10 protein-coding genes are annotated in these 13,228 nt (G+C 41.0%); 9 read left to right on the plus strand and 1 reads right to left on the minus strand.

What is annotated here, in order from left to right; all coding sequences use genetic code 11:
• Positions 1-297 precede the first annotated feature (297 nt).
• From sdhC to sucD, 8 genes are all read left to right on the plus strand, one after another.
• Positions 298-675, plus strand: coding sequence for a succinate dehydrogenase, cytochrome b556 subunit (gene sdhC, locus MTN97_RS05140; protein WP_010390126.1), 378 nt, complete (start codon positions 298-300; stop codon positions 673-675).
• Entirely contained in the window at positions 666-1,013 is a 348-nt protein-coding gene (gene sdhD / locus MTN97_RS05145; RefSeq protein WP_010390124.1) for a succinate dehydrogenase, hydrophobic membrane anchor protein, read from the plus strand. Before sdhC ends, sdhD begins: the two co-directional genes overlap by 10 nt.
• A complete protein-coding gene (gene sdhA, locus MTN97_RS05150) occupies positions 1,014-2,786 on the plus strand; it encodes a succinate dehydrogenase flavoprotein subunit (RefSeq protein WP_248473830.1) in 1,773 nt (590 codons plus the stop codon). It abuts the gene before it with no gap.
• A gap of 10 nt (positions 2,787-2,796) precedes the next feature.
• A complete protein-coding gene (locus MTN97_RS05155; RefSeq protein ID WP_008112091.1) occupies positions 2,797-3,513 on the plus strand; it encodes a succinate dehydrogenase iron-sulfur subunit in 717 nt (238 codons plus the stop codon).
• Positions 3,514-3,600: 87 nt separating this feature from the next.
• Positions 3,601-6,420: a 2-oxoglutarate dehydrogenase E1 component gene (gene sucA / locus MTN97_RS05160; RefSeq protein ID WP_036982600.1), complete on the plus strand. Its 2,820-nt coding sequence runs from the start codon at positions 3,601-3,603 to the stop codon at positions 6,418-6,420.
• Between the two features lie 3 nt (positions 6,421-6,423).
• Complete coding sequence (gene odhB, locus MTN97_RS05165) at positions 6,424-7,941, plus strand: 2-oxoglutarate dehydrogenase complex dihydrolipoyllysine-residue succinyltransferase (RefSeq protein ID WP_036982603.1); 1,518 nt, start codon at positions 6,424-6,426, stop codon at positions 7,939-7,941.
• A gap of 176 nt (positions 7,942-8,117) precedes the next feature.
• Positions 8,118-9,284, plus strand: coding sequence for an ADP-forming succinate--CoA ligase subunit beta (gene sucC / locus MTN97_RS05170; protein WP_008464053.1), 1,167 nt, complete (start codon positions 8,118-8,120; stop codon positions 9,282-9,284).
• Positions 9,284-10,156, plus strand: a complete 873-nt coding sequence (gene sucD, locus MTN97_RS05175; protein ID WP_024603036.1) for a succinate--CoA ligase subunit alpha — start codon at positions 9,284-9,286, stop codon at positions 10,154-10,156. Before sucC ends, sucD begins: the two co-directional genes overlap by 1 nt.
• 78 nt (positions 10,157-10,234) lie before the next feature.
• Here the strand turns inward: sucD and MTN97_RS05180 are convergent, their stop codons facing one another.
• A complete protein-coding gene (locus MTN97_RS05180) occupies positions 10,235-11,305 on the minus strand; it encodes a DUF3083 family protein (RefSeq protein ID WP_248473831.1) in 1,071 nt (356 codons plus the stop codon).
• A gap of 214 nt (positions 11,306-11,519) precedes the next feature.
• Between MTN97_RS05180 and glnS the strand changes: the two genes are divergently transcribed.
• Complete coding sequence (gene glnS, locus MTN97_RS05185; RefSeq protein ID WP_248473832.1) at positions 11,520-13,184, plus strand: glutamine--tRNA ligase; 1,665 nt, start codon at positions 11,520-11,522, stop codon at positions 13,182-13,184.
• Positions 13,185-13,228 lie beyond the last annotated feature (44 nt).

Here is a 13,228-nt window from a genome sequence, read left to right on the forward strand (position 1 = left end):
AGTATTATGCACATATGTATAATAAATATTCGGTATAGATTGAATATTATACCATTGGCTAATTCGCAAACGACTCAAAGTAAACAAGAATTGTAAAAGAGTCTCCGGCTATATATACTAACGGAGGTTTTTAACCGATTTGTATTTGGGTAAACTTTTTTTTACATAATATTTTTCATAAAAAGTGAACTTTATTAGTATTAATACGTTTATTTTGATAGTTCCACCAGAAACATTTGGTGGGTTTTAGAAAAACAAGTAGATGAGCCCCACTGCGGGCAAGATGGGCAAGTAACTGTGAAAAAGCAAAGACCTGTAAATCTAGATCTAACAACTATATCTATGCCGGCAACGGCTAAAGCTTCAATTTTTCACCGCGTCACCGGTGTTGCATTATTTTTTGCTTTAACGTTTGTCATTTGGGCTTGGTCAGAGTCTCTTTCTTCAGCTGAAGGTTTTGAATTCGTCAAGGGTCTGTTTAACGGATTCATTGCCAAATTTATAGCTTGGGGCACCCTTTCTGTATTGGGTTATCACCTTATCGGTGGTATCCGTCACATCATTATGGATATGGGGCATTGGGAAGAACTTGAATCAGGCAACACTAGCGCTAAAATTGCGATGGCACTTGGCGTTGTGTTTGCTGTATTGGCAGGGGTGTGGATATGGTCTTAAATCAAGCAACTCTTAAACGTGATGGCGTACAAGATTTTGTATCTCTACGCACAACGGCATTAATAATCAGTGCATATGCAATTTTTATTATTGGCTATTTTTTAGCAATGCCAGAAGTCACATATGACGCCTGGACAGGCCTATTCTCTAACCTAGCAATGAAAGGGGCGACATTAATCACCCTAGTTTGCATTATGGTTCACACCCGTATCGGCCTTTGGCAGGTTCTAACCGACTATGTAAAGGATGCTAAATTGCGTGCTTTCTTAGGCTTTGTACTAAACCTAATGGCTGTCGCTTACGTAGCTGTAGGTTTAATCGTTTTATGGGGTGTTTAAGTGAAATATTCTGTTCGTGAATTTGACGCCGTAGTAATTGGTGCTGGTGGTGCAGGTATGCGCGCTGCTCTTGCTATTACTGAATCTGGCAAAACATGTGCACTAATCTCTAAAGTTTTTCCGACACGCTCACACACTGTATCTGCTCAAGGTGGTATTACAGTAGCGCTAGGTAATTCGCATGAAGATAACTGGGAATGGCATATGTATGATACCGTTAAAGGTTCCGATTTTATCGGTGACCAAGACGCTATCGAATACATGTGTAATACAGGCCCAGAAGCTATTACTGAATTAGAAAACATGGGCTTACCATTTTCTCGTTTTGAAAATGGCCGTGTTTACCAACGTCCTTTCGGTGGTCAATCGAAAAACTTTGGTGGTGAACAAGCTGCACGTACCGCAGCAGCTGCTGACCGTACTGGTCACGCATTATTACACCTTCTTTATCAACAAAACGTTAAAAATAAAACAAATGTATTTTCTGAATGGTATGCACTTGATTTAGTTAAAAACGATAATGGCGATGTAGTAGGTTGTACAGCGATTGAAATTGAAACAGGTGAAATCACTTTCTTCAAATCAAAAGCAGTTGTGTTAGCTACTGGTGGTGCAGGTCGTATCTTCGCATCAACAACTAATGCTCACATTAACACTGGTGACGGTGTTGGTATGGCGACTCGTGCTGGTATTTCTATGCAAGACATGGAAATGTGGCAATTCCATCCGACAGGTATTGCAGGTGCTGGTACGCTAGTAACTGAAGGTTGTCGTGGTGAAGGTGGTTATCTTTTAAATAAAGATGGCGAACGCTTCATGGAACGTTACGCACCAAATGCTAAAGATTTAGCGTCTCGTGACGTTGTTGCTCGTTCAATGATGACAGAAATTCGTGAAGGTCGTGGTTGTGATGGTCCTTGGGGTCCTCACCTTAAGTTGAAACTTGACCACTTAGGCGAAGAAACGCTTAACTTACGTCTTCCAGGTGTATGTGATCTTGCTAAAACATTTGCTCACGTTGATCCTGCAAAAGAACCGATTCCAGTTATCCCAACATGTCACTACATGATGGGTGGTGTGCCAACAAACGTAAATGGTCAAGTACTTAATATCGATGCTGCAGGCAACGAAAAAGTTGTACAAGGTTTATTTGCTGTTGGTGAGATTGCCTGTGTATCTGTACATGGTGCTAACCGCTTAGGTGGTAACTCATTACTCGATTTAGTTGTATTTGGCCGTGCAGCAGGTAACTTCTTAGGTAAATATCTAAATGATGTTGAAATTTCTAAAGCGGCTTCAGAGTCTGACCTAGAAGCGTCTCTTGCGCGCTTTAACCGTTGGGAAAACTCAACAACTGGTCAAGGCGAAGACCCAGTTCAAATCAAGAAAGACCTACAACAATGTATGCAGCTTAACTTCTCGGTATTCCGTGAAGGTGATTCAATGGCTACAGGTCTTACTGAACTTAAAGAAATCCGTGAACGTTTACAGCACGCGCGTCTTGATGACAAATCATCAGATTTTAACACCATGCGTATTGAATGTTTAGAACTAGACAACTTAATGGAAACAGCTTACTCAACTGCAGTAGCTGCAAACTTCCGTACTGAAAGCCGTGGCGCACACTCTCGCTTTGACTTCCCAGATCGTGATGACGAAAACTGGTTATGTCACTCAATATTTAATCCGGTAACGGATGAAATGAGCAAGCGTAAAGTAAACTACGAGCCTAAAACACGTGAAGCTTTCCCACCTAAAGCACGTACCTACTAGGAGCGAGACGATGGCACAAGTACAATTTTCAGTTTATCGTTACAATCCGGATGTTGATAATGCACCTCGTATGCAAGATTATACTTTGCAAACTGAGGAAGGCCAAGACATGATGGTATTGGATGCACTTTTACTATTAAAAGAGCAAGATCCTACACTATCGTTTCGTCGTTCATGCCGTGAAGGCGTGTGTGGTTCAGACGGCGTAAACATGAATGGTAAGAACGGTTTAGCATGTATTACTCCTTTATCTACGCTGCAAAAAAATGGCAAAGGTAAAATCGTAGTGCGTCCATTACCTGGACTTCCTGTTGTTCGTGACCTTGTTATTGACATGAGTCAGTTCTACACTCAATACGAAAAAGTAAAACCGTATCTAATTAATGATGAGCCTGCTGCAGGTGAACGTCTTCAATCTATCGAAGAACGTGATAAATTAGATGGGCTTTACGAGTGTATTTTATGTGCATGTTGTTCTACATCGTGTCCTTCTTTCTGGTGGAATCCAGATAAGTTTATAGGTCCAGCAGGCCTTCTTCATGCTTACCGTTTCTTAGCTGATAGCCGAGACACAGCAACAGAAGAGCGTTTAGCTGACTTAGACGATGCATTCAGTGTGTTCCGTTGCCACAGTATCATGAACTGTGTTAGCGTTTGTCCTAAGGGTCTTAATCCGACCAAAGCAATTGGACAAATAAAATCTATGTTATTAAACCGCTCGGTTTAATTTCTAGTAGACGAAAGATGGCTAATAATTTATTAGCCATCTTGTTATATAACTATTAATTTCTGCGCTAAAAAAAAGGGCTTATAAATGCACGAAGGTGTGATGAAGGCATGGCTAGAATCTTCACATTTAAACGGCGGTAACGTTGCTTATGTTGAAGAGCTTTATGAAGCGTATTTAGACGATGCGACTTCGGTGCCAGAAGAATGGCGAGAAGTGTTCGAACAGTTACCAAAAGTAGATGGTGTGGATGTTGAAGTAAAACATTCAGAAGTTCGTTCACAATTTGCGGCGCTTGCTAAAAACAAGCATAGAGAAGTAGTGGTAGCAGAGGGCAGTGGTGGCGACCTTAAACAGGTTAAAGTACTGCAACTTATTAATGCTTTCCGTTTTCGTGGACACCAAAATGCAAACCTAGATCCACTAGGTATTTGGCAACGAGAACGTGTACGAGATTTAGAGCTAGAGTACCACGACTTATCGGATGCTGACTTTGACCGCGAATTTAACGTAGGATCGTTTGCCGTTGGCCGCGATACTATGCCTTTAGGTGAGTTATACCAGGCACTAAAAACCACTTATTGTGGTTCTATTGGCGCCGAGTATATGCACATCACATCAACAGAAGAAAAGCGTTGGTTACAACAGCGTTTAGAGTCTGTTCAGTCTAGGCCAAAATTTGATAAAAATGAAAAGCTACGAATCCTCAAGGGATTAACAGCGGCTGATGGTCTTGAAAAATATTTAGGGGCTAAGTTCCCGGGTGCTAAGCGTTTCTCACTTGAAGGTGGCGATGCGTTAGTGCCTATGTTAAAAGAGCTTATTCACCGTGCCGGTGAAAGTGGCCAAAAAGAAGCCGTTATTGGTATGGCTCACCGCGGTCGCTTAAATGTTCTTGTTAATGTGCTAGGCAAAAATCCATCAGAACTTTTTGATGAGTTTGCTGGCAAGCACAAAGAAACGTTAGGCTCAGGTGATGTTAAATACCACATGGGTTATTCATCAGATTTTGCGACTAAAGGTGGCAACGTGCACATGGCACTTGCGTTTAACCCGTCGCATTTAGAAATCGTAAACCCTGTGGTTATGGGCTCTGTGCGTGCACGTCTTGATCGTCTTAATGACAAAACAGGTAGCAAAGCACTTCCAATCACTATCCACGGCGACTCAGCAATTGCAGGTCAGGGTGTTGTTCAAGAAACGTTTAACTTATCGCAAACTAATGCATTTAGTTGTGGCGGTAGTATCCGTATTGTTGTTAATAACCAAGTTGGTTTTACAACAAGCAAAAAAGACGACGTACGCTCAACTGATTACTGTACTGATATCGCGAAAATGGTTCAATCACCAATTTTCCACGTAAACTCTGACGATCCTGAAGCGGTTGCTTTTGTAACGCAACTCGCGCTTGATTTTAGAAATCAGTTTAAACGTGACGTTGTGATTGACCTTGTTTGTTACCGTCGCCATGGTCATAACGAAGCTGATGAGCCTAACGCTACACAGCCAATTATGTACCAAAAAATTAAAAAACACCCAGTACCTCGCTTAATATACGCGGATCAGCTGATTTCTGAAGGTTCTTTCACAGAAGATGAAGTGAAAGCGCTTGCAGATGATTACCGTAACGGTTTAGACGATGGCAACTGTGTTGTTGAAGAAATACAGCCAGAAACATCACACTCTTCAGATTGGGCTAAGTATGTAGGCCATGAATGGAGTGTTGATTACGATGCTAGCGTGCCAGTTGAAAAACTGAAAGAGCTTGGTAACATAGTTGCAAGTTACCCAGAAGAGTACAAAGCACAATCTCGTGTTAAAAAAATATACGATGATCGTAAAGCAATGGCTGCTGGCGAAAAACCACTTGATTGGGGTATGGCAGAAACTTTAGCGTATGCAACTATTGCAGCTGAAGGCACTGATATTCGTCTAACTGGACAAGATTCAGGCCGTGGTACCTTCTTCCACCGTCATGCGGTTGTTCATAGTCAAAAAGATGGTGCAACGTATTTACCATTACAGAACCTTAATGAAGACCAAGGTACGTTTGAAGTTTTTGATTCGGTACTGTCTGAAGAAGCGGTATTAGCATTTGAATATGGTTATGCAACTGCAGAGCCGACTTCATTAGTATTGTGGGAAGCACAATTTGGTGATTTCGCTAATGGTGCACAGGTGGTATTTGACCAGTTCTTAAGTTCAGGTGAGCAAAAGTGGGGTCGCTTATGTGGCTTAACCTGTTTGTTACCTCATGGCTATGAAGGTCAGGGTCCAGAGCACAGCTCGGCTCGTCTAGAACGCTTTTTACAGCTTTGTGCTGATCACAACATGCAAGTATGTGTGCCATCAACACCGGCGCAAGTGTACGCAATGTTACGTCGTCAATCAGTTAGACCACTGCGTCGTCCACTGATTGTAATGACACCGAAATCGTTATTACGTCATCCATTAGCAACATCGACACTTGAAGAGTTATCTCAAGGTGTGTTCCACAATATCATTGATGAAATTGATGAGATTGATGCTAAGAAAGTAGAACGTGTTGTATTTTGTAGCGGCAAAGTTTATTACGAACTATTACAAGAGCGTCGTAAACTTGAGCAAGACAATATTGCAATTGTTCGTGTTGAACAGCTTTATCCGTTCCCACATGACGAAATGAAAGCAATTATTGAACGTTACCAGCACGTTACTGATTTTGTGTGGTGTCAGGAAGAGCCGCAAAACCAAGGCGCTTGGTACTGCTCACAACATCACTTTGTTGATGCAATTCCTCAAGGTGCAAAATTGAAATATGCAGGTCGTAAGGCGTCAGCATCTCCTGCATGTGGATATATGTCAGTACATACTAAAGAACAACAAGCGCTCGTTGCCGACGCGCTTACTATAGAAAAGAAAGGATAAGCAATGAGCACAGAAATTAAAGTTCCTGTTCTTCCTGAGTCGGTTGCAGATGCTTCCGTTGCTACATGGCATGTAAGTGTTGGCGACAAAGTAAGCCGTGACCAAAACTTAGTAGATATTGAAACAGACAAAGTGGTTTTAGAAGTGGTTGCACAAAATGACGGTGTGATCACTGAAATTTCTCAAGAAGAAGGTGCTACGGTACTTGGTGACCAAGTGATCGGTTTAATTGGTGATGCGCAAGAAGCATCACCTAATAAAGAGCCAAAAGAAGATAGCTCAGCATCAGAAAAATCAGAAGACGCGCCGGCGGCGCAATCAGCACCAGCATCAGAAGGTAAAGAAGTGGATATTAAAGTACCTGTACTTCCAGAATCAGTTGCAGACGCAACAATTGCTACTTGGCATGTTCAACCAGGTGACGCGGTAACACGCGATCAAAACTTGGTAGATATCGAAACAGACAAAGTTGTACTTGAAGTGGTTGCCCAAGAAGACGGTGTTATGGGTGAAATCATTCATGACGAAGGCGACACTGTTCTTGGTGAGCAAGTAATTGGTAAAGTAAAAGCTGGCGCTGCACCCGCTAAATCTGACGTTAAAGCAGATGCTAAAGCTGCCAAAGAAGAAAGCTCAAGCGACAGTTCAGATGTGTTAACGCCATCTGTTCGTCGTTTAATTGCTGAGAAAGGCCTTGATGCATCAAAAATCAAAGGTTCAGGCAAAAATGGTCGTGTGACTAAAGAAGATGTTGATCAATTCTTAAAATCACCTGCGCCAGCAGCAAAAGCTGAAGCAGCGCCAGCAGCACCTATGGGTGACCGCACGCAAAAACGTGTGCCTATGACACGTTTACGTAAAACCATTGCGAATCGCCTTCTTGAAGCGAAAAACTCTACTGCAATGTTAACTACATTTAACGAAGTTAACATGAAGCCAATCATGGATCTTCGTAAGCAGTACCAAGAAGTATTTGAAAAGCGCCACGGTATCCGTTTAGGTTTCATGTCTTTCTACGTGAAAGCAGTGACTGAAGCGTTAAAGCGTTTCCCAGATGTAAATGCATCAATTGATGGCGATGATATTGTTTACCACAACTATTTTGACATCAGCATTGCTGTTTCTACACCTCGTGGCTTAGTAACACCTGTACTTAAAGACTGTGACAAGCTATCTGTTGCAGAAATCGAAAAGGGGATTCGTGAGCTAGCGCTTAAAGGTCGTGATGGTAAGCTAACGCTTGACGATATGACCGGCGGTAACTTCACTATTACTAACGGTGGTGTATTCGGTTCGTTACTATCTACTCCAATTATTAACTTACCGCAGTCTTCAATTTTGGGTATGCACAAAATCCAAGATCGTCCAATGGCTGTGAACGGTAAAGTTGAAATCTTACCTATGATGTACTTAGCGTTATCGTACGATCACCGCCAAATCGATGGTAAAGAATCAGTTGGTTTCTTAGTAACAATTAAAGAGTTACTTGAAGATCCAACACGTTTACTGCTGGATGTTTAATTAAGTAGTATGAAATATAAGCTGTGAGTTAAAATCACAGCTTTTTTTTTGTGCCTATGGTCATACTGGGGTTTTCATGTAGCGCCATGAGATCTATACTAGGCATGCAATTTGGGATAGTTGTTTATTTGCATAAATATTCAACTCTTTTAATATAAAAAATTGGATAAAGCATCATGAATTTGCATGAGTATCAGGCAAAACAACTTTTTGCCGAATATGGTTTACCAGTTTCTCAAGGTTTCGCTTGCGATACACCTGAAGAAGCTGCAGCAGCTGCTGAAAAGATTGGCGGCGATATGTGGGTTGTTAAAACTCAGGTTCACGCAGGTGGACGTGGTAAAGCTGGTGGTGTAAAGCTAGTTAAAACTATCGACGAAGTTAAAGCGTTTGCAGCTAACTGGTTAGGTAAAAACCTAGTTACTTACCAAACAGATGAGAAAGGCCAGCCAGTTGCTAAAATTTTAGTAGAAAGCTGTACTGACATCGCTAACGAACTGTACCTAGGTGCTGTTGTTGACCGTGCTTCTCGTAAAGTTGTGTTCATGGCGTCTACTGAAGGCGGCGTTGAAATTGAAACTGTTGCTGAAGAAACACCAGAACTTATCCACAAAGCTGAGATCGATCCATTAGTAGGTCCTCAAGCTTACCAAGCACGTGAGCTTGGTTTTAAATTGGGTCTTAATCCAACGCAAATGAAACAGTTTGTTAAGATCTTCATGGGTCTTGGTAATATGTTCAACGATTTCGATTTTGCATTACTTGAAATCAACCCGCTAGTAATCACAGATGAAGGTAACCTTCACTGTCTAGATGGTAAAATCGGTATCGATGGTAATGCACTTTACCGTCAACCTAAAATCCGTGAAATGCACGATCCATCTCAAGAAGATGCGCGTGAAGCTCACGCAGCAAGCTTCGAGCTTAACTACGTAGCCCTTGATGGTAACGTAGGTTGTATGGTTAATGGTGCAGGCCTAGCAATGGGTACTATGGACATCGTAAACCTACACGGTGGCAAGCCAGCTAACTTCTTAGATGTTGGTGGCGGTGCAACGAAAGAACGTGTATCTGAAGCATTCAAAATTATCCTTTCAGATGACAACGTTAAAGCTGTTTTAGTTAACATCTTCGGCGGTATCGTTCGTTGTGACATGATTGCAGAAGGCATCATTGGCGCAGTTAAAGAAGTAGGTGTAACAGTACCAGTAGTTGTACGTTTAGAAGGTACTAATGCTGAACTAGGTCGTGAAGTACTTGCTAAGTCTGATCTAAACATCATCGCTGCTGAATCATTAACAGACGCGGCTGAAAAAGTTGTTGCTGCTGCGGAGGGCAAATAATGTCTGTATTAATCAATAAAGATACAAAAGTTATCTGTCAAGGTTTCACTGGTGGTCAAGGTACTTTCCACTCAGAGCAAGCGCTTGAGTACGGTACACAAATGGTTGGTGGTGTAAGCCCAGGTAAAGGCGGTCAAACGCACCTTGGTCTTCCAGTATTTAACACAGTACGTGACGCTGTAGAAGCAACTGGCGCAACTGCATCAGTTATCTACGTACCAGCACCTTTTTGTAAAGATGCAATCTTAGAAGCAATCGATGCGGGCATCGAGCTAATTGTTTGTATCACTGAAGGTATTCCTACACTTGATATGGTTGACGTTAAAGTTAAACTAGATCAAACAGGTACACGTATGATCGGTCCTAACTGTCCAGGTGTTATCACCCCTGGTGAGACTAAGATTGGTATCATGCCTGGTCACATCCACAAGCCTGGTAAAGTAGGTATTGTTTCTCGCTCTGGTACTTTAACGTACGAAGCGGTTAAGCAAACTACAGATGCTGGTTTTGGTCAGTCTACGTGTGTTGGTATTGGTGGCGACCCAATCCCAGGTACTAACTTTATCGATGTTTTAGAAATGTTCGAAAAAGACGACCAAACTGAAGCAATCGTAATGATTGGTGAAATTGGTGGTACTGCAGAAGAAGAAGCTGCAGAGTACATCAAAGCTAACGTAACTAAACCTGTTGTTTCTTACATTGCTGGTGTTACTGCACCAGAAGGTAAGCGTATGGGTCACGCTGGCGCAATCATCGCAGGCGGCAAAGGTACTGCTGATGAGAAATTTGCTGCATTAGAAGCTGCGGGCGTAAAAACTGTACGTTCACTTGCTGATATCGGTAAAGCACTTAAAGAAAAAACAGGCTGGTAATCAGCGGTTATTCTTTAAAAAAGGCTCGCAATTGCGAGCCTTTTTGTTATTTATAGCAAGAGCATAAAGCCCTTAATTTTAAAACGGGTAACTGATATGCTGAAAAAAGCGTACAGCTAAATCTTGGCGTTGTTTATTAATTGCTAACTCATCACATAAGCCATGAATAGTTTTTTCTACTTGGTTCATAAAGCGACCATAGCCAATTTCATGTTTATTATGCTCAGCTGCTACAATGACAAAATGCAGCGTCTCTACTAGTTTATTTTCATCAAAAAATACTTTCATTTGTGGCGCTGAATCTTCTATATCAAAACTAATTTTTTGTAGTTCTTCATTTCCCTCATTTCGATCTACTTGGCTGTTGCGAATTATTGGCATTGCGCCATTAGCAACCATCGCAGCGTGCGTGAGTTTATTATCTTCACATAACTGGGTAAATAGTTTTGAAAAGTGAAAGTAGAATGGCTGGTAAGTCTGGCTGTTAATTTCACTCTGAAACTGCGTTTTAATATTACGTGACACGGGAATAGAGAAGGTGACATAAGTCATTTCAGCATGGCTACTAGGTATCGCGCATTGTCTGGACTGATAACGAGGGTATAAACTTCTTAGTTTATATCCATAGCTTTCTTTATTACCTTTTTCTTTAGCGAATAAATCATAGGTTAAATGTTGATGATCGCGCAGCTTAAAGCTTGGCTGGTCTAAAAATAACTGATCTTGTAAATGACTCAATACTTTTTGTACATTGGTATGAAATTGCGCAGAGTGGGCACGTATATCTTCACCAGTAGCTAAAAACAATAGGCGTATTTTTTTACTTTGCTGATTTTGTGTGTGATGTAGTTTATGCGCTTCATGGTAACGAGGGTTATAAAAAAACAACATTTGCTTATCGGTTTCAAGTTGGTAAGACTCATCATGAAATCTCACCACGGGGAGTTTGTCATTTGCGAGTAAATGGACATTATGCAGTTCATATTCATCACATAATGCAAATAACTGGCGCGCAATTCGTTCATAGCAAGTATTTATATTAGTGAAGTTTTTATAAAAATCGTCATTAGGTGTAATTTCAGCTAATAAGTAATGATTTGCACGTGCATTACTTGGAATATATATGCGCTGTTGATTTAATGAGGCCATCTTCGTTCCTTTAAGTTGGGGTTATTCATTTACTATAAATCGCTTTAATGACTTTAATATTGCGCTAAAACAAATTTTGCTCATAAACTATCCCTTATCTAACAAACTTTGGTAATAACTGCATAAACCCGCATCTATTACTGTATGTTAAGGTTGGTTTTTGTAATAATGCAGTAGTTTTGTTATCACGCAATATACAGAGGTTTATAATCCTATGGCGGAAATCGAGAATCGCCCAAATAACTTTATTAGAACCCGAATTGATGAAGATTTAGCAAGTGGAAAACATGCCACAACGCATACCCGTTTTCCACCTGAACCTAATGGCTTTTTACATATTGGCCATGCAAAATCAATTTGCCTAAATTTTGGTATCGCCAAAGACTATAACGGTTTATGTAACCTTCGTTTTGACGATACAAACCCAGAAAAAGAAGATATTAACTACGTTAATTCAATTAAAGAAGACGTACAGTGGTTAGGGTTTAATTGGGATGGTGAGATTAAGTATTCGTCAAACTATTTTGATCTGCTTTATGGTTATGCGGTAGAGCTTATTAATAAAGGCTTAGCGTATGTTTGTTTCTTAACTGCTGATCAAGCTCGCGAATACCGTGGTACATTAAAAGAGCCTGGTAAAAACAGCCCATACCGCGAAACATCACCTGAAGAAAACCTCGCATTATTTGAAAAAATGCGTAACGGTGAATTTAAGGAAGGTGAATGTGTCCTTCGCGCTAAAATAGATATGGCCAGCTCATTTATGGTGCTGCGCGATCCAATTATATACCGTATACGTTTTGCTAATCATCATCAAACAGCGGATAAGTGGTGCATTTACCCAATGTACGACTTCACGCATTGTATTTCTGATGCACTTGAAGGCATTACTCATTCATTATGTACGTTAGAGTTCCAAGATAACCGTCGTTTATATGACTGGGTATTGGATAACATCAGCCTTGAATGTCACCCGCAACAAATTGAGTTTTCACGTTTAAACCTTGAATATACAATTATGTCAAAGCGTAAGCTTAATGACTTAGTGGTTAATAAGCACGTAGAAGGGTGGGATGATCCGCGTATGCCAACCATTGCGGGTCTGCGTCGTCGTGGTTATACACCGGCATCTGTGCGTGAATTCTGTCAGCGTATCGGTATTACTAAGCAGGAAAATATGGTTGAAATGGGCATGCTTGAAGCGTGTATCCGTGATGACTTAAACGAAAATGCTCCGCGTGCAATGGCTGTACTTGATCCAGTGAAAATTGTGATTGAGAATTATGAAGCCGATACTGTTGAAACATTGTCAGTTGCTAATCACCCAAATAAAGAAGAAATGGGTCGTCGTGATGTGCCTTTTACCCGTGAAATTTTTATTGAACGTGAAGATTTCCGCGAAGAAGCAAACAATAAGTTCAAACGTTTAGTACTTGATAAAGAAGTACGCTTACGTGGTGCTTATGTGATTAAGGCAGAGCGTGTTGAAAAAGACGACAATGGTGAAATTACCACTATTTACTGTACTTACGATCCTGAAACATTGGGTAAAAATCCAAGCGATGGTCGTAAAGTAAAAGGGGTTATTCATTGGGTATCTGCGCCTGAGTCAGTGACAGCTGAAGTACGTTTATATGACCGTTTATTCAGTGTGCCTAACCCTGCAGCCGCAGAGGATTTTGAAAGCACGTTAAACCCAGACTCATTAGTGGTTATTTCTAATGCTAAACTTGAACCTTCATTGGCTAATTCTGTACCTGCACAAGGTTTTCAGTTTGAGCGTACCGGTTATTTCTCACGTGATACTAAATCAGAAAACCTGGTATTTAACCAAACGGTTGGCTTACGTGATTCGTGGGCTAAAATAGAGCACAAATAATATTGCTCTATTTTATAGTTATAAAAAACCTGCTTAATCGCAGG

The sequence above is a fragment of the Pseudoalteromonas sp. 2CM36K genome (assembly GCF_023161865.1).
Lineage (GTDB): Bacteria > Pseudomonadota > Gammaproteobacteria > Enterobacterales > Alteromonadaceae > Pseudoalteromonas > Pseudoalteromonas tetraodonis.